20 protein-coding genes and 1 tRNA gene are annotated in these 17,389 nt (G+C 51.3%); 11 read left to right on the forward strand and 10 right to left on the reverse strand.

Annotation, left to right across the window (positions count from 1 at the left end):
• Positions 1 to 47 precede the first annotated feature (47 nt).
• Positions 48 to 1,436, forward strand: a complete 1,389-nt coding sequence (locus MKQ70_RS40940; protein WP_248067791.1) for a redoxin domain-containing protein — start codon at positions 48 to 50, stop codon at positions 1,434 to 1,436.
• On the opposite strand, the gene MKQ70_RS03000 is transcribed toward MKQ70_RS40940, so the two are convergent.
• Positions 1,331 to 2,323 carry an NmrA family NAD(P)-binding protein gene (locus MKQ70_RS03000; RefSeq protein WP_248067794.1) on the reverse strand — a complete coding sequence of 331 codons (993 nt, stop codon included), beginning with the start codon at positions 2,321 to 2,323 and terminating at the stop codon, positions 1,331 to 1,333. The two genes, MKQ70_RS40940 and MKQ70_RS03000, sit on opposite strands and share 106 nt — an antisense overlap.
• Before the next feature lie 234 nt (positions 2,324 to 2,557).
• Here MKQ70_RS03000 and MKQ70_RS03005 point away from each other — a divergent pair, with 234 nt between their 5' ends.
• Entirely contained in the window at positions 2,558 to 3,379 is an 822-nt protein-coding gene (locus MKQ70_RS03005) for an alpha/beta fold hydrolase (RefSeq protein WP_248067811.1), read from the forward strand.
• Between the two features lie 55 nt (positions 3,380 to 3,434).
• Here the strand turns inward: MKQ70_RS03005 and MKQ70_RS03010 are convergent, their stop codons facing one another.
• From MKQ70_RS03010 to MKQ70_RS03035, 6 genes are all read right to left on the reverse strand, one after another.
• On the reverse strand, positions 3,435 to 3,791 hold the full coding sequence (locus MKQ70_RS03010; protein WP_248067813.1) for an ABC transporter permease: 357 nt from the start codon (positions 3,789 to 3,791) through the stop codon (positions 3,435 to 3,437).
• Positions 3,776 to 5,830 carry an ABC transporter permease gene (locus MKQ70_RS03015; protein ID WP_248067815.1) on the reverse strand — a complete coding sequence of 685 codons (2,055 nt, stop codon included), beginning with the start codon at positions 5,828 to 5,830 and terminating at the stop codon, positions 3,776 to 3,778. The genes MKQ70_RS03010 and MKQ70_RS03015 overlap by 16 nt, the downstream gene beginning before the upstream one ends.
• A gap of 112 nt (positions 5,831 to 5,942) precedes the next feature.
• Positions 5,943 to 6,869: a hypothetical protein gene (locus MKQ70_RS03020; RefSeq protein ID WP_248067818.1), complete on the reverse strand. Its 927-nt coding sequence runs from the start codon at positions 6,867 to 6,869 to the stop codon at positions 5,943 to 5,945.
• Between the two features lie 19 nt (positions 6,870 to 6,888).
• Positions 6,889 to 7,239 carry a hypothetical protein gene (locus MKQ70_RS03025; RefSeq protein ID WP_248067821.1) on the reverse strand — a complete coding sequence of 117 codons (351 nt, stop codon included), beginning with the start codon at positions 7,237 to 7,239 and terminating at the stop codon, positions 6,889 to 6,891.
• A 104-nt stretch (positions 7,240 to 7,343) separates the two neighbouring features.
• Positions 7,344 to 8,210, reverse strand: a complete 867-nt coding sequence (locus MKQ70_RS03030) for an MBL fold metallo-hydrolase (protein ID WP_248067824.1) — start codon at positions 8,208 to 8,210, stop codon at positions 7,344 to 7,346.
• A complete protein-coding gene (locus tag MKQ70_RS03035; RefSeq protein ID WP_248067826.1) occupies positions 8,201 to 9,823 on the reverse strand; it encodes a glycoside hydrolase family 32 protein in 1,623 nt (540 codons plus the stop codon). The genes MKQ70_RS03030 and MKQ70_RS03035 overlap by 10 nt, the downstream gene beginning before the upstream one ends.
• A 127-nt stretch (positions 9,824 to 9,950) precedes the next feature.
• Between MKQ70_RS03035 and MKQ70_RS03040 the strand changes: the two genes are divergently transcribed.
• The 3 genes from MKQ70_RS03040 (at position 9,951) to MKQ70_RS03050 (ending at position 13,007) form a co-directional block, all read left to right on the forward strand.
• Positions 9,951 to 10,757, forward strand: a complete 807-nt coding sequence (locus tag MKQ70_RS03040; RefSeq protein WP_248067829.1) for an SDR family NAD(P)-dependent oxidoreductase — start codon at positions 9,951 to 9,953, stop codon at positions 10,755 to 10,757.
• A 67-nt stretch (positions 10,758 to 10,824) separates the two neighbouring features.
• Complete coding sequence (locus tag MKQ70_RS03045) at positions 10,825 to 12,651, forward strand: alpha-galactosidase (protein WP_248067832.1); 1,827 nt, start codon at positions 10,825 to 10,827, stop codon at positions 12,649 to 12,651.
• The gene (locus MKQ70_RS03050; RefSeq protein WP_248067835.1) at positions 12,648 to 13,007 is read left to right on the forward strand and encodes a GH36 C-terminal domain-containing protein; all 360 of its coding nucleotides are present in this window, start codon (positions 12,648 to 12,650) and stop codon (positions 13,005 to 13,007) included. Before MKQ70_RS03045 ends, MKQ70_RS03050 begins: the two co-directional genes overlap by 4 nt.
• On the opposite strand, the gene MKQ70_RS03055 is transcribed toward MKQ70_RS03050, so the two are convergent.
• Positions 12,994 to 13,398 (reverse strand): DoxX family protein, encoded by a 405-nt coding sequence (locus MKQ70_RS03055; RefSeq protein ID WP_248067838.1) that lies wholly within the window; start codon positions 13,396 to 13,398, stop codon positions 12,994 to 12,996. The two genes, MKQ70_RS03050 and MKQ70_RS03055, sit on opposite strands and share 14 nt — an antisense overlap.
• A gap of 9 nt (positions 13,399 to 13,407) precedes the next feature.
• Positions 13,408 to 14,220 carry an ion transporter gene (locus MKQ70_RS03060; protein WP_248067841.1) on the reverse strand — a complete coding sequence of 271 codons (813 nt, stop codon included), beginning with the start codon at positions 14,218 to 14,220 and terminating at the stop codon, positions 13,408 to 13,410.
• Between the two features lie 131 nt (positions 14,221 to 14,351).
• On the opposite strand from MKQ70_RS03060, the gene MKQ70_RS03065 reads away from it, so the two are divergent.
• From MKQ70_RS03065 to MKQ70_RS03085, 6 genes are all read left to right on the forward strand, one after another.
• The gene (locus MKQ70_RS03065; protein WP_248067844.1) at positions 14,352 to 14,555 is read left to right on the forward strand and encodes a hypothetical protein; all 204 of its coding nucleotides are present in this window, start codon (positions 14,352 to 14,354) and stop codon (positions 14,553 to 14,555) included.
• 144 nt (positions 14,556 to 14,699) lie between these two features.
• Complete coding sequence (locus MKQ70_RS37465) at positions 14,700 to 15,410, forward strand: glycoside hydrolase family 88 protein (protein WP_282456183.1); 711 nt, start codon at positions 14,700 to 14,702, stop codon at positions 15,408 to 15,410.
• Positions 15,380 to 15,835 (forward strand): glycoside hydrolase family 88 protein, encoded by a 456-nt coding sequence (locus MKQ70_RS37470; RefSeq protein WP_308198911.1) that lies wholly within the window; start codon positions 15,380 to 15,382, stop codon positions 15,833 to 15,835. Before MKQ70_RS37465 ends, MKQ70_RS37470 begins: the two co-directional genes overlap by 31 nt.
• A 95-nt stretch (positions 15,836 to 15,930) precedes the next feature.
• Positions 15,931 to 16,003 (forward strand) — tRNA-Lys (locus tag MKQ70_RS03075).
• Positions 16,004 to 16,360: 357 nt separating this feature from the next.
• Positions 16,361 to 16,666, forward strand: coding sequence for a site-specific integrase (locus MKQ70_RS03080; RefSeq protein WP_248067847.1), 306 nt, complete (start codon positions 16,361 to 16,363; stop codon positions 16,664 to 16,666).
• A gap of 114 nt (positions 16,667 to 16,780) precedes the next feature.
• Positions 16,781 to 17,035, forward strand: a complete 255-nt coding sequence (locus tag MKQ70_RS03085) for a hypothetical protein (RefSeq protein ID WP_248067850.1) — start codon at positions 16,781 to 16,783, stop codon at positions 17,033 to 17,035.
• Positions 17,036 to 17,066: 31 nt separating this feature from the next.
• Here the strand turns inward: MKQ70_RS03085 and MKQ70_RS03090 are convergent, their stop codons facing one another.
• On the reverse strand, positions 17,067 to 17,327 hold the full coding sequence (locus MKQ70_RS03090; protein ID WP_248067853.1) for a hypothetical protein: 261 nt from the start codon (positions 17,325 to 17,327) through the stop codon (positions 17,067 to 17,069).
• Positions 17,328 to 17,389 lie beyond the last annotated feature (62 nt).

Consider the following 17,389-nt stretch of genomic DNA (forward strand, 5'->3'; position numbering starts at 1 on the left):
GAAAAACCAAAGGCTACCCCTGAGGAAATTGCCGCCCTCAAAAAGATGTGGAAAAGAATTTTAAAGACGCACAGGCGCATAAAGATTACATCTATGCAGTAGGTGCCGAAAGTGAAGAACTGAAAAAGCAATATGATGCATGGATCAAAGCGCATCCTAAGTTGGTGGAAATTCCTTTTGCTTATGCCGAAGGGTTATATAACAAGGAACTGCCTACCGCCAAACCTTACCTGGAAAAGGTGGTAAAGCTCGACCCGAAAAATGGTAAAGCTTACCAGATGCTGTGGATAGATGCCGAAAGGTGGGGCGACTTTGAAGGCGGCCGTAACTACCTGAAAAAGGCGACAGAGGCTGATCCTAAAAGCCCGGACCATGCGTTTTACTACGCCAGCTCTTTTGAGGATGTAGATTCTGCCAAACACCACGATCTGATGCTCTCCATGCCCGATCGCTATCCCGGTACCGAAAGAGGTGCGCAGGCGCTGTACTGGCTGGCACAACGCTCTACTAACCCCACGGTGAAAATACAGGTATGGGAGCTGGCGCGCAAGAAATACGATCCGGGAAAATCGGGTTGGACCTCCGGCGCCATGAGTGTCTATTACAATTACCTGCTGACGCGTGATGTGGCAAAAGCGAAAAAGCTGGCAGAGGACCTGTTGCAGAACGATTCGCTGCGTACCAGTAAAGACTGGCTGCAGAATAAAGAGGTGGCGGATGTAATTCTCGCCGGTCGTGCATTAGCGGCGGCGGGTAAATACCAGGAAGCCATTCAGAAATATAACACCGCACCGAAGTTGCGCTATAGCAGTGCGGGTACTATTTTATTGAAAGATAAAGCCAGCGCCAATGCAGCTGCGGGTAATACACAGGCGGCCTACGACAGCCTGCTGCTGAACTATGCGGTAGACCCTACCGACGAAATCTATGCCCTCATGGGTACTTACGGCGGTAAACTCGGTAAAAACAATACAACGATCCAGCAGGAAGTGTGGAAGCAGCGTAAATCTAAAGCCGAGCCGGCCACGCCGTTTTCGTTGGATAACTACCTGACTTCCGGTAAAACATCGCTGCCCGATCTGAAAGGTAAAGTGGTGCTGGTAACATACTGGTTCCCTGGTTGCGGCCCCTGCCGCGGCGAGTTCCCGCATTTTGAAGCCGTAGTGCGCAAGTATAGCAAAGACCAGCTGGCCTACATCGGTATCAACATACAACATGACCAGGATCCATATGTAGCGCCGTTCATGAAGCAGAGCGGTTATTCATTTACACCTGTACGTGATGAAAAGGAAAAGCGCGGTAACCTGAAAGCGTTTGGTGCGCCTACAAATTACCTGATCGATAAAGAAGGCAATATCGTATTCTCCAATTTCCGCACGGACGAACATAACCACCGTACGCTGGAATTGATGATCAACGAGCTGCTGGATAAATAAATTGAAAAGCCGTGTAAGCGTTCGAGTTTACACGGCTTTTTTACATACTCTTCCAAAGATGTTTTCGCTGTTACCGGTATTACGCCTTCCGTAGAGGCCTTTGTTTTCCCATCTATTACTGCCGCCGTCATCGCCACGAAGTGCTCAATGGCGTTTTCGCTGAAACCGGTGGCCTTTAAGGCAGCTGCCCATCCTTCTTTCGGCACGTGTTGCACTTCTATGTTTTTACCCAGTACGCGCGTAAATGCCGCGGCTACTTCCCAGGGTGTGTAAGCGTTAGCCGCCTGTATTTCATACACCGCGTCCTGGTTCTGTTCACCGGTCAGTAACTCAGCGGCGAAGGCGGCCACATCGTCCGGCGATACCATGGCGATGGGCATGTCTGGTGGGAAAAAGGAGGGAAGTTTGCCGGTTTCTTTCATGACGGGTAAGTACAGCGCCCAGTTTTTATAGTAGTACGCCGGGCGGACGAACAGTTTGCGCATCGGCGCGCCGTTGAATGCGCGTTCCAGCATGTGCGACTGTAACAGGTTGCCGGTGCCGCTGTCATACTCCGCGCCATACGAAGAAATGCCTACCACCTTTTTTATTTCGGCCGCTACGGCGGCTTCCCGGTAGTGTTGCAGGATCTGGCGGGTTTCGGCCAACAGGTCTTTTTCCTGCCCGGTTTCCGGGGTAATGGCGAGCAGGCTTGCGCCGCCCTGTAATGCTTCAGTAACGGCCTGTTGATCGAACAGATCGGCCATGGCGAAGGCTGCACCTTTATTCTGCAGTATTGTTGCCGCCTTTTCGTTGCGAACAATGCCCTTTGCGGGTTGTTTGGCGTCCAGGAGGTGGTCAATGACAGCACTGCCAACGGTGCCGGATGCGCCACTGATAATATGCATAAGCGATGGTTTAGTGGTATAGTCACAAAAGTCATACCCTTAGATGTGGCGGAGCTGGCTTGGCCGTTCATTTATACCTTTCTTACAATCTCTCGTATCAATCATCGTTTTACCCCTCCAAATCAACGCACCTGCATGCGTTGAATCTTCATCTGCCTTATCTTTCCATTACGTTAGCGAACAACCGCTAACCATACTTTGTTTAAGCAGATAAAAACAATAAAATCTAATCCAATGAGCAAGATTCAATTGAAAGACGGCACCGAGATCTATTATAAAGATTGGGGTACCGGTCAACCTATTATGTTTCATCACGGCTGGCCGCTGAGCGCCGACGACTGGGATGCGCAGATGTTCTTTTTCCTGGAGCAGGGTTTCCGCGTCATTGCGCACGATCGCCGCGGTCATGGCCGTTCTACTCAAACCTTTACCGGTAACGATATGGATACTTATGCATCCGACGTATACGAGCTGGTACAGGCGCTGGGTTTAAAAGATGTGATCCACGTGGGCCACTCTACCGGCGGCGGCGAAGTAATTCGTTATGCCAACAAGTTTGGTAAGGGACTCGTTTCCAAAGCAGTCCTGATTTCTGCGGTACCGCCGATAATGGTGAAATCTGCGTCTAATCCCGATGGCGTTGATATGTCCGTATTCGACGATATCCGTAACAACACGGCTAATCACCGTCCGCAGTTCTACCAGGATATTACCTTCCCGTTCTATGGTTACAACCGTCCGGGTGCAAAGGTGTCCAAAGGCATCCGGGACAACTGGTGGCGCCAGGGCATGATGGGCTCTATTAAAGCGCATTATGACTGCATCAAACAATTTTCTGAAGTAGATTATACGGAAGATCTGAAAGCGGTAGATATCCCGGTGCTGATCATGCACGGCGAAGATGACCAGATTGTGCCTTACGCCAATTCGGCGGTGAAGTCTGCGAAGCTGGTTAAAAACGGTACGCTGATTTCTTATCCTGGTTTCCCGCACGGTATGCCGACTACCGAGCACGAAACGATCAATAAAGACCTGCTGGCCTGGATTCGTAAATAGTTTATAAGCCTCCTAAAATGTATAAAGCCCTGTACACATCGTGCGCAGGGCTTTTTTATTCTGATTTAAGACTCCGGGCGGGATTGGCCAGTGCGGCTTTAATGGCCCTGAAACTGAGGGTGAGCATGGTGATGCCGGTCATCAATAAGGCCGCCCATACAAACACTCCCCAGCTGATAGGTGCACGGTATGCAAAATTATGCAGCCATTGATTCATTAAATACCAGGCGAGCGGTACGGCGATGATCACGGCGATCAATACCAGCTTCAGGAAATTGGCCGAAAGCATGGCCACGATGCTGGTGACAGACGCGCCCAGTACTTTACGGATGCCTATTTCGCGGGTACGCTGCTCGGCGGCGTAGGTAATTAATCCGAATACGCCGAGGCAGGCGATCAGCACAGCCAGCACCGCAAAACCAATGAAGATTTTCGCGGTGCGCGTTTCCGATATATAAAGGTTGTTAAAGGCTTCATCCAGAAGTAGTAGGAGAAGGGCTGTCCCGCCATGCCTTCGCGCGCATGGTACGCTTTGCGCACGCCGGCAAGTATCTCGCTGGTATGTTGCGGGTCGATGCGTAAGGCAATGTTGTCGCGGATTTCGCTGAGTGTGAAAGTAACCGGTGCGATGGCATTGTGCAGGGAGCCGGTATTGAAGTCTTTCACGACGCCGATCACTTTACGCGGCCGCCTGCCGGCATACAGGTACTTGTCGGTAATGTCTGTAAAGCCCAACAGCTTTGCAGCGGTTTCGTTGATGATCACGGCCTGGCTGTCGGTAGCCAGCTGGGGCGAGAAGTTACGGCCTGCGGCCATTTTAATGCCCATCACGGGAATATAATCGGCATCTACAAACCATTCGTCGATCCCAAGTACCTGGCCAGGACTGTAGGCGGCATCTTTTGAGTAGATATTCGTACTGGTATTGGTTTTAACGGGGAGTGAGGCATTGAGCGTGGCGCCCTTTACGCCGGGCAGCTGCGCTACTTCCTGCTTAAAACTGTTGGCTTGTGCGCCTAATGCCCCGGTATTGCCAACCACCAATACCTGTGCGCGATTATAACCAAGTTGTTTGTGCCGGATATATCCCAGCTGGTTGTAAATCACGAAGGTGCCTACGATCAGTAAGATGGCGGTGGCAAACTGGAAGGTGACCAGTCCGTTGCGCAGCCAGCTGTTTTTAAAGCCGCCCGATAGTTTCCCTTTTAACACTTTTAAGGGCTGGAAAGAAGAAAGATAGAAAGCCGGATAACTGCCTGCCAGCACGCCTACCAGCAATACCACCGGCAGCAACCATAACAGGAAGGCCGGTTCCAGTTGCATATGTTTATCCGCAAGGTTGTTTAAGTACGGCAGCAGCGCGGCCACCAGTATCAATGCGGCCAACATGGCGCAAATACTCGTCAGGGTTGATTCCGCGAGGAATTGTAATACCAGTACGCTGCGATGAGAACCTAATACTTTACGCACGCCTACCTCTTTGGCGCGACTGGCGGAACGGGCGGTGGAAAGGTTCATGAAGTTGATGCAGGCGATCAGTAAGATAATTACACCTGCCGCGATAAAGATATATACATACTGGATGCTGCCCGAGGGTTCTACTTCGCTGGCCAGGTCGGAGTGCAGGTGGATTTTATCGAGGCGGATGGCATTGTAGCCGAAGTGTCCGCCCTTTTTCTCCAGTTCCGCGATGCTGTTGCCAACCATATCTTTCAGCGGACCGTCCATGTACCTGGCGGTGGCTTCGCGGAGGTAGCCGTTGAGCTGTGCCTCGCTGGCGCCAGGGCGTAGTAGCACGTAAGTCACGAAGTTATCGGCCATCCAGCTCGACTGCCGGCTTTCGGGTATTTCCGACATGGCGCGCAGGATATCGAAATGCAGGTGCGATTGCGCGGGCACGTCTTTGATCACGCCGGTAACAGTATAATCGTGGCGGTTTTCCATGCGCAGCGTTTTGCCGAGGGCATCGGCGCCGGGGAAATATTTTTCCGCGATAGTTTCCGATATCACTACCGTAAAAGGTTCGCGCAGGGCCGTGGTGGCATCGCCGGCGAGCAGCGGCAAGGTGAATAACTGGAAGATGGAAGAATCGGCAAAGCAGGCGTTTTTTTCGGAAATCGTTTCCTCGCCGTGTTTTACGAGTACGGGGCCCTGTAGTGTGAGGCGGCAGTAGTTTTCTACCTGTGGATAATCCTTTTTCAGCATTTCACCGAGCAGGGCAGGTGAGAAGCGTTCCTTAAAGGTATTGTCGCCTACGAGGAAATCTGCGTTTACCCGGTAAATGCGTTCGTGTTGCCGGTGAAATTTGTCGTACGACAGTTCGTCGGTGACGAAGAGGGAAATGAGCATGCAGGTGGCCAGGCCAATTGCCAGCCCAAATATGGTGATCGCCGAAAAACTCCGGTTTTTCCAGAGGTTACGTGCCGCGATTTTGAAGTAGTACGGGAGCATAAGGCAGCCCTACGAAAAAGGTGCCATCATCAAACTAATTGAAAATGATTAGTTTAAGAAGATGGAAGTGTTCATTTCCGGATAATGCGCGTCCGGTTTTGGATGTAATTTCTTACAAACCCCGTACCGTCCGGAAATCCACCTGTAACGATGTTGTTTTATATTCCGGGCATTGATCCACTACCCGCTGCAGCCACCGTAGCGAGCCGCTGAATGATCCCTGCACCGGCCGCCCCACGGCGTCCCACTTTTCAATCGTGAGTGTACCTGTATACTTCTCCACCCGTGGCGGTCCGCACTCTGTATATTGTGAGCTGTATGAAAATGGTTTAGGCACCGCCTCATTCTGCGTTACAATCGCGAAGCTGTTGCCGAATGAGCCACGCTCGCCGCCGAGATAGGTGCCGGCTGTTGTCCCAAAGGCTTCCAGCATAATGGAGACATCGGCAGAATGAGCGTTGATGGTGATGTGGCCGTTTGCGATGAGTGCGGTTACCTGGTCGGTAATGTTGATCGGTTTTACGAAACTGCCGGTCATATACACTTCACCCAGGACGTCTATTTTTGTTAGCAACGTCATGCGCTTCATGATCACGAATCCGCCCGGGGCCTGTTCATCGCGGATTTTCATGTTGCCGTCTAATTCCACCGATATTTCTGCGCTGGTGCTCATGCCGGTGGGGTGATCGGGGGTGAAGGTGGCTTCACACTCGTTTTGGGCATTGTAGGTGAGGCTGCCGGAGTTGGTGAGTAGCCGCCAGTCGAAGCTTTTTACAAGCCCCTCCAGGATTTCCGGCGGCGTGAGTGGTGCCAGCAGATCGTCTTGCACCATAGCAAGGCCGGAGACAGTCAATTTTACGGACTCACCGAAATGGATGGCTTTTTTTTCGGGTTTCAGTTCCATCATGTATTGCACGATCCAGTCGCTGAAGTGAGTGGTTTGGAAAACAAACTGTTGAGCGTTTTTATCTACACGTGCAGGTACGCTTTTCCAGGAGCCGGCCGGGGTTTGGTAAGCAGCGACGAGCAGTTCGGGCATTGTCCCTTCTATGTCAGCCTCAGTATAGTGAAAATACTACCGCTATCGGTTTGGAAAAGTTAGTGCCTTCGGGCGTGAGCCGGTAGGCAATATTATTCGTATCAAAAGTATTGCTGATCGGTTGGATGCTGAACACAACATCGCTGTTCACCGCCCCGGGCGGCACTTTGATGGTGAGCGCGCCGTCGGCCGACTGCAGTTCACCACCGGCTGCGCCGATTACCTTTTCTGCAGCCGGCCCCTTCGCTACTCCTTTGGCGGTAACGGCAGGAGTGTAGTTGCGTTCAACAGGGGCGTCGCTGTTTTTCTTTTTGCAGGCGAGGAATAAGGACCCGGCGATAACGCAGGCGATAGCAAGCAATGTTTTCATTTCAGTAAGCATGATATCCCCCAAAATTAAACGGCCGCCCATGCCCACGGAAGCCTATCTGCTTAAAACTGCCTGACTGTTGCGGCAACTGCTGCTTTTAACGTTTATAGTGTAATAAAGGGCTTGCGCATATCGTGATACAACAAACATTGCCAATGCTCCGCGCGGCCTTCTTCTTCCCATTTTATGCGCCACTCCATGGCCTTTTTACCATCATCATCATTCTTGTATGCGACGTGCGGGTCGAGGTAGCCTTCTTTCGGTAAGTTATCGCCGCCGTAAAACACGGTTTGGTCTTGCCCGCGGATCCAAAACACCTGGTGAAAAGGAGTGTGGCCGCCGGTTACCTGGAAGGAGATTTCCGGGGTAAGCTGACCGGCGTCTTCGTTGAGCCATTGTATTTGTGGTAAGGTGACCAGTGCCTCCAGTACCTCGGGAAGGTAGGAGGGATTGGGCAGCTTGCTGTTGGCGTAGTCCAGTTCGCGGCGTTGCAAATAGATGGTGGCATTGGGAAAGTGGGGGATGAAATCAGCTCCCTCAAAATGCCCCAGGCCGTTACTGTGATCTTTATGCAGATGCGATAATAGTATTTTCGTCACCTGTTCCGGCTGTACGTTCTGCTCCTGTAAAAGCGACAGGATGTGGGCGCCATCAAGTCCGGTATCCAACAACACAAATTCATTCGCTATTTCGATTAAAAACGGCCGTATTGCAGCCCTGGATTCGCCCTCGGGGTAGCTGCTCCCGGTAATAATGGTTTGAATTGCTTTTCCTTTCCTACAGTATAAAATCCTTCTGTTAATGGTATTACTCTCATATCCTCCATGATAACGGGTGTTTGATGTACCGCCTGTATGCCGCGTACCTGCTGCGGGCAGCAGTTCCGGCATGCCCTGCAGCCTTACTGCCTGTTCCGGCCGCAAATATCCGGCCAGCCAGCCGTTGGGGGCGTCACGCTTTATTATGGCCATATCGATTTCCCCGTCCACACTTCCAACTCTTTCACAGTAATATTATTCCCCCAAAACCGGAAGCCCTCATTGTTCCTGTCGTCTGCCCGGCGTTCGAACGAATAGGAATACGCCCCGCCATCAATGAACACTTCCACAGAAGAACGATCCAGGTAAATATCCGCGGTCAGTTCCATGCTGGTAGGGTCCTGCGGAGAATAGAACATGCCGTTGAGCATGTTAAAATTCATATCGTAGTTAATCAGTCGCTGGCCGAACAGGCTGAGGCCTGCGTCGGTGGCATGCGATAATTTGATCGTGGTACGGATGCGCAGTGCATCGGCGTTGTTGAATTTCGCCAGTTGCTGATCGGCGTCGCGCATGGTTTGGTTGCTCCATTTGCCGGCGGGGGTGAACAGTTGGTTCACTTCCTTTACCGGTTCACTGAAAAGCCTGATGCCGTCTTTGGTTGGGCGGAGGGTAAGTTCTGTCGGTAACAGCATCATGTTATTAAACGGCATGCCACGCTGGGCGATGCGGCCCCAGCCAATCTGGATGCGGCGGTCGGCGATGTTGCTGAAAGTTTGCGCCGCATAAATGGAGCCGCTGCTGAAGTAATGTTTGCCGCTTTCCGGGGTGAACTTTTTGCCGTCGAAGCTGCCGATCATGTAGGTGTTGGATGCGCCATACATTACCCATTTCTTTTCGTTGGGTTTGCCGGCAACGGACAATTCAAACAGGTCGGGGCATTCCCAGAAGCCGGTGGTGTGGCTCTGGTAGGTCCATTCTTTTAAGTTGGTGGAGGTATAAATAGAGTGGCCATCGCGTTCGTTCAGCGCCATTACCCAGTGTTTGCCGGGGGCGTACCAGAACACGCGCGGGTCGCGGGTGTCTTTACTGTTCCATTTGTCTTTTGAATCGATCAGCGGGTTGCCGGGATACTTCGTCCAGGTACGGCCTTTATCGAGGCTATAGGCGAGGCATTGTATCTGCCTGTCCGGGTTATCCACCGTATACAAAGCTACCATGGCCGGTTTTCGGGGTTTGCCGAAGCCCGAAGTGTTATCGTAGTCGATAACCGCCGAGCCGGAGAACATGGTGCCGAGTTCGTCGGGGTGCAGGGCTACCGGGAGTTCTTCCCAGTGGATCATGTCTTTGCTGACAGCATGCCCCCACGACATATTTTCCCATTCGCGTTCGAATGGATTATGCTGATAGAAGAGATGGTATTCACCCTCATAAAACACCATGCCGTTTGGATCATTGATCCAGCCGCGGCGGGTGGAAAAATGATATTGCGGGCGGCGTTGTTCGCGGTACAGGGAGTCCTGCCCGGTGATGCGGTCGTCCTGGTACAGCAGGCGCAATGCGGAGGCGTCGCCTTCATAACGGATGCGGATACGTTTTCCGCGATATGCGCTCATATCGGAAAATACCCAATACTCGGGTTTGGCACTTAAACGAATCTTGAAGCGTTGGAGGGTTTTACCGTTGGATTCGTACATCATTACTGATCTGCCCTGTTGTTGTGATACAGGCAGATTAAGATACCGTTTGGTGACAGTGATCGTGGTGTCGGCAGCTGCGGCGGAGAGGGTGCCGGCGCAGGCCAGGGTCGTTAAGAGTAGCTTCATATTGGTTAAAGATATAACGTGGGGATGGCTTTTTGTGGAAATATACACCAGTGGCGGCTGTCGCAATCACCCCCTTTATTTGTCCCAACAAGGTACGCTTTCGGCGTACGCGCTGTGTTATATTTACATGATGACACTCTCCAACAAAAACGCCGTTGTATATGGCGCCGCCGGCTCGCTCGGACAGGCGACCAGTCTTGCCCTCGCCGCCGCAGGGGTAAAAGTCTTTCTCACCGGCCAGCATCTGGCGCCGTTGCAGGAAGTCGCGCAGCTGATCCGTAGCCGCGGGGGACAAGCAGAAGTGGCGCAGGTAGATGCGCTGGACCAGGCGGCTATCGAAGCGCACCTGCAGACGATGCCTGCCGTCGATATCTCCTTTAACGCCATTGGCTGGAAGGACCAGCAGGATCAATTACTGGTGGATATGTCGCTGGAAGATTTTTATCGGCCGGTAGATATTTCGATCCGCACTAATTTTTTGACGGGCACGGCTGCGGCCAGGAGGATGATACAGCAGGGTGGCGGGGTGATCCTTACCCTGACCGCCACGCCGGGCGGCGTAGCTTATCCGCAAGTGGGTGGTTTTGGGCCGGCGTGTTGCGTGGTGGAGAGCTTTACGAAGAACCTGGCTTCGGAAGTGGGGGTGCATGGCGTACGCGTGGTGAACATCCGTTCCGGCGGGTCGCCAGATAGCCGGGTGTTCCGCGATGCGGCAAAGGCCGATCCGGAAGGGATGGCGCAGGCGATGGGGCGACTGGAGGGCGATACCATGCTGAAACAACTGCCTTTAATGCAGGATATCGCGAATGCGGCAGTGTTCCTTGCTTCGGAGCTGGCGGGTAAAATTACGGGCACTACCATCGACCTAACCTGTGGCAGCACTACCGGCCTAAACCATTCGCTGGTGAAGCCTAAGTTTGTGGATCGGGCATAAACAACGGTAAGCATTGGTTAAATTCCGGTAAGCCATTCTTGGTTGGCACGACTATTTTTACCGAATTATGAAAACAACCAAATGGCTGCTGGCCGCTGCGATGCTGCTTCAACAAGCCGTACATGCGCAGGACATCGTTTCCATATCCACCCAAAAAATAGTGCTGGTGTTGGAGAAAGACCCCGATAGTACGCTGGTGTGCGCCTACTTTGGCAAAAAACTGGCGGACCCTTCGGAGTATGCTCATATCCGTCCATTGGATAAATTTAAACCTGGTAACGACGACCTTTATAATAAGCGCGAAGCGTATGTGCCGGCCGGCGGCGTAAACCTGCTGGAGCCTGCGCTGGCGGTTACCCATTTTAACAAAGACAAATCACTGGCGCTGCATTACCTATCCAGCAGCGTGAAAACAATAGATGATAACCAGTCGATCACCAAAATATGGCTGCGCGATGCGTTGTATAAATTTGATGTGAAGCTGTATTATCACACTTACTTTAAAGAAGATGTGATAGAGCAGTGGGCGACCATCACGCATCAGCAGGAAGGGCCGGTAGTGCTGAACAAATATGCCTCGGCCAACGTGACGCTAGGCGGCCATCGCTTCTTCTTGAAAAACCATTACAGCGGCTGGGGGCGCGAGATGTACAGTGAGGAGCAGGAGCTGCTGCATGGCATCCGCACCATCGATTCCAAACTCGGTACGCGGAACAACCTGCTGCATTCTTCCTCTTTTATGGTAGACCTGGATGCCCCTGCCAGCGAAGATGCCGGGGAAGTGCTGGCCGGATCGCTGGAGTGGAACGGCAACTTCCGCCTGGATTTTGAACCGTTTGACGAATCCTATCTCCGCATTACCGCGGGCATCAATAATTACGCATCCAACTATACGCTGGCGCCGAAGGAAGTATTTACCACGCCGAAGTTCGTGTATACGTATTCATTAAACGGCCGGGGACAGGCCAGCCGCAACCTGCATCACTGGGCGAAAAACTACCGCCTGCGCAATGGTAACGGGGAACGCTACACGCTGTTGAATAACTGGGAAACAACCTATTTCAATTTTGATGATGCTAAACTGTCGGCCTTGCTGGACGATACCAAAACGTTGGGCGTAGATGTGTTTTTGCTGGACGATGGCTGGTTTGGTAACAAATACCCGCGTAACGCGGCAGATGGTGGCTTGGGTGACTGGCAGGCAAACCGTGCGAAACTGAAGAACGGCATCGCCTCTTTGGGAAAAGAAGCGACGGTGAAGGGTACGAAGTTCGGCATCTGGCTGGAACCGGAAATGGTGAATCCCCGCAGCGAGTTATTCGAAAAACACCCGGACTGGGTACTGCGCGAGCCGGGCCGCGCGGCATATTACATGCGCAACCAGCTGGTGCTGGACCTGAGCAATCCCGCCGTGCAGGATTTTGTGTATGAAACGGTGGATGGTCTGTTTAAGGAAGTGCCGCAGCTGGCGTTCATCAAGTGGGATTGTAATGCGCTGATCTATAATGCGTATTCGCCTTATCTCAGGAACCAGGATCATTTTTACATTGAATATGTGCGCGGGTTGAACAAAGTACTTGAACGTGTGCGCGCCAAATACCCCGACGTGCCCATGATGTTATGCGCGGGTGGCGGTTCGCGGGTGGATTACCAGTCCCTTCATTACTTTACGGAGTTCTGGCCCAGCGATAATACCAATGCCTTCGATCGTATTTTCATCCAGTGGGAATATTCCTACTATTTTCCTTCGATAGCGGTGGATAATCATGTAACGGAAATGGGCAATCAGCCGATTAAGTTCCGGACGGATGTGGCGATGATGGGCAAACTGGGTTTCGATTTAAAAGTACACGAACTTACGCCGAAGGACTGGTCTTTTGCCAGCAGGCGGTGAAGCTGTACGACAGCCTTAAACAGCTGGTGTGGAATGGCGAACAATACCGGCTGCAGGATCCCTATCAACATAAAGTAGCAGCAGTAGCCTATGTGAGTGAAACGAAGCGCGATGCCGTGATTTTCAATTACTATGTGGCCACCAAATACACCACGCCGATTAACCTGCCTATCAAAATGAAAGGACTGGATCCCGCGCTGCGGTATAAAATAGAAGAGATTAACCTGTACCCGGGCGCCCGTTCGCCTATTGATGCCGGTAAAGTGTATTCGGGCGATTTTTTGATGACGGTAGGGTATAACCCCGAAGCCGGCATGCGCCGTATGAGCGTGGTGCTGAAGGTTACCGCCTTATAGCCTTCCACGCGCCGGTAGACCATAAAGCCCATACAATTAATACCGGTTGAAAGAACAGCCGGATCAGCCTTGCCTGGTCTGTATTTAACCCGAACGCATCGCGGTGGTGCAGCCATTGCGCGATGTTGCCGGGGAATACCGCCACGAAAAACGCGGCTGCGATCCAGCCGAGCACTACGCGGTATTTGGGTAAAAACACCAGCGCGAGGCCCATTACAATCTCCACCACGCCGGACAGTACCACCACTAAATCTGCATCGAGCGGCACCCATGGCGGTACCTGCGCCTGAAACTCCGCGCGGGAAAAGGTAAGGTGTCCTGTACCGGCGAAGGCCAGCGCGATGCCCAGTACACAGCGGGCAATGTTTTGGAGGGTGGAGGTTTGTTGCATAAACCGGATTTATAATTTGGCGCCGCAGTATTTGCAGTGCTTGGCGTCGTGCTCGTGCCCTTCGCGCCCGCAGGACGGGCAGGCCTGGTGACTGTGCCTTTGTTCCCGCGCGGCCATGGCCATTTCGGTACTCACAATGCCCGTAGGAACCGCGATGATGCCGTACCCCAGCAACATGATAAAACTGGCGATCAGCTTGCCGAGCGGGGTGGCCGGGGCGATGTCGCCATAACCCACGGTAGTGATGGTCACAATGGCCCAGTACACAGACTGGGGAATACTGGTGAACCCATGTTCGGGACCTTCTGCCAAATAGATGATGGAGCCCAGGATCACCACCGCGCTAATCACGAACAGCAGGAAGATGCTCACTTTGCGAGCGCTGTTCACCAATGCCACATGCAGAAACCGCATTTCGGACAGGAAGTGGGCCAGCCGGAATATCCTGAACACCCGCAGCAGTCGCAGGGCGCGAAGCACCAGCAGGGACTGCGATCCCACGTACACGAAGCTCATGTAACTTGGTATCACCGCTAACAGATCGATGATGCCAAGCGGACTGAAAATATATTTCGAAGGCTTTTCGATGCACATCAGCCGCAGGATGTATTCCAGGGTGAAGATGCCGGTGAATGACCACTCCAGGATGAAGAAGAGGCGCCCGTAGCGCAGGTGCAGATGAGCGACGCTATCGAGCATCACTACCACGATGCTGATGATGATCAGCGCCAGGAGTACAATATCGAAGACTTTGCCTGCTGTGGTGTTGGATTCATAAATCACCTCATGCAGCCTTTCCCGCCAGGATTGTTGTTTGGTCATTAAAATACTTTACCGATAAAAAACATGCCATACCTGCAAAAGGTTACAGCGTATATAGCTTAACGTTATAAAATTGCCTCTAAAAAATGGAATAAAATTTGCTTTGTAACACGCGTTAACCAAACACTGACATGAAGAACACTGTAGCAACCCTCACGGAAACCCACTATTCGGGATTTGAGTACCCGGTCACCCTCATCTCCGCATTTTTACAATCGTCGGACGGCCTTTTTCTGCTTGCATTAAAAAATCGTGTGGTCATTCGCCATTACGCCAATGATACCCTTGCTTTTCGGCACTGGCTGGAAGATCACCAGATAAGGCGCGTAAACTAATTGAAAGCCTGGCAGCAATGCCGGCTTTTTTGTGCTTACAGGTTAAGCCCATTGATCCCGCATACGCTCCGCCCGTACTTAACTTATGACCGGCATAGTGGGAAATCCGCATTTTTTCCTCATCTTTCTGGCCAACTACTACGTATGAAACGATACACGCTTTCCCTGGCGGTAATGTTAACCGCCTTATCCACGACTGCTGATGCCCAGCGTAAACCACGATCTGTTCCGCGCCCGGAACCCATTCGTAAAGCAGCCTTGCTGCAAAACCTGACGAAATTTGCCGACTGGCAGTACAATAATATTTACGGCAGCACCACCTATCCCAACAAGATCGACTGGATTTATGCGCCGTTCTGGGATGGTATCGGATCGCTGTACCAGCTCACTAAAAACGAAGCGTACATTAATTCCATGGTGAAAACAGGAGAGGAGTACAAGTGGAAAACCATGAACGATGTGTTTAACGCGGACCGGTTGCCTATTGGCCGCATGTATTTTGACGCCGCCGCCGCCACCGGTAAAAAAGAATATACGGCCAACATCACCCGGGTGCTGGATATGCACCTTGCACGCCGCATTAAGCCGGATGTGCGCCATAAACTGAATACTTACCGCTATGAGTGGTGGACGTGGTGCGATGCCTTGTACATGGGGCCCGCCACATTCGTGAAAGCCGCTAATGCAACCGGTAACACCAAATACCTTGACTACATGGACGAGAAATGGTGGGCTACTTCGGACTACCTGTACAGCAAAGCCGATTCGCTTTACTATCGCGACGATAACTTCTTTGAACGTAAAAGTCCGAACGGCAAAAAAAAGTGTTCTGGGGCAGGGGCAACGGCTGGGTAATTGCCGGTTTGGCAATGGTGCTGAACGATTTGCCGAAGGACTATAAAACCCGTGCGAAGTTTGAACAGCAGTTCCGCGAAATGTCGTACAAATTTAAATCTTTGCAGCAGGGTGATAGCTTGTGGACGAGCAACCTCCTTGACCCCGGGGAGCACCCGCGTGGAGAATCTTCGTGCTCGGCGCTGGCGTTGTACGGGCTTGCCTGGGGTATCAATGCCGGGGTGCTTTCACGAGATGTGTTTGGTCCTGTTGTGGAGAAAGGCTGGGCGCGTTTGAGCCAGAATGTGAGTGCTGCGGGGAAGTTGGGGTATGTGCAGAAGGTGAGTGACGGGCCGGGAGCTTTTGGGCCGGAGGATACGCAGATTTATGCAGCGGGGGCTTATTTGATGGCGGGGTGTGAGATGTATAAGTATTTGAAACAATAGCTGTGAATAACCCGTGTGGAAAAGTTTTTGAGCTAAAGTATTGGCAGTGAAATCGTTTTTCCTATCTTTGCAATCCCAATCGAAAGAAAGGTGATGATTTCGTAGCTCAGTTGGTAGAGCAATACACTTTTAATGTATGGGCCCTGGGTTCGAGTCCCAGCGGAATCACAGAAACAAATTCAAACGCACTTAAAGCCGTATAGATCGTAGGATTTATACGGCTTTTGTCTTTTTAGCCTGAAAAGGCGAACCGTATTATTCAATCTGAACGGTCGCAAAAAAGGGGATCAAGTTGAAAAGTTGGGGGATTGAATATCTACGCATACAATTTATTCAGTCTGAAGAGAAAGAAGGATCAAGTCAAATTCTTGGGGACTGAAAAAAACTGTTTCTTTGCGATCTAGTAACTTAACAGCTTGGACCAGCATTACAAACAACTAATAGAATTACTACTACCAGCCGGGATTTTGGAGTATTTCGAACTAACCAACAGCACTAAGGATGCTAAAGGGATCAGCATCTATCTTGAAGAATAGAATATCCCGCCTGCCGAATACAAAGATCAGCACTGCATTCAAAAGGCTTCTTGCCGGAAACTTGGCGGTATTGCTGAATAAAGAATTACCGGTACCGCGCCTGCAGGAAGCTAAAGATATTCACCTGTTCATGGCTTTTACCGGGTATGCTTATAAATACACGCTTAATCTTACGCCGGACAATATTGCGAAATTCTTTGACGGGGAAGACTGGATCGTGAAGAACAGGAAAGACACGGTGCCGCGGAAACGTGCCCTTGCTTCCACATGCAAAGGAAATACTGAAGAGATATAAAGATCATCCTTACTGCGTTATACTATAACGTGCACATAAAAGTTTACACAGCCCGCCCCGTTAGGCTTTACCAATCGTGCACGATGTCGTAAATTTGTAATACCACACCAAGGTATGCCGGCATTTTTAAGCTATAAAATTTCCGTTCCGAATATGCCGATTTCGCATAAAATGATACCTCGCCGCATGGTGGTTTACTCCAAAGATGTACAGAATATAACTGGCCGCTCCGAACGGACGGCGCGCGCATTGCTACAGAAAATTCGTGTTCTAAAAGGGAAGAAGAAGGGGCAATTCGTATCGGTCGCTGAGTTTTGCGACTTTACCGGCCTGCAGGAAAGCGAAGTATTACTCTTCCTGTGTGGTTAAACCGGGTTTACCTCTGGTATACGGCCGGCCATTACTTAGTCGTGGCGGTTAGTTGTCTGGTTTTTAGTTCTTGCTCGTAACGTTCACCTGCTGCACGCATCTTCTTCAAAGCGGCCTTGGGGTCATTGAAATACACCAGGCTTAACTGTTTACGGGTTCTATGAGCTTCTTTCACGGCATCGTAAGTCTTTTCGATGTTCATAACAATTTCACTTATGTGAGTTGTAAATCTAACCAAGGCTTTGCAATTGTGTTTATCAATATTAAATTTTATGGCAATTGCAGAGACCATACTAACGGGTTGACAGTGCGTCGGTCCACACATAATATTGGCACGACATTCTATAATTAATA

This window comes from Chitinophaga sedimenti, assembly GCF_023156195.1.
In the GTDB taxonomy this organism is placed as follows: Bacteria; Bacteroidota; Bacteroidia; order Chitinophagales; family Chitinophagaceae; genus Chitinophaga; species Chitinophaga sedimenti.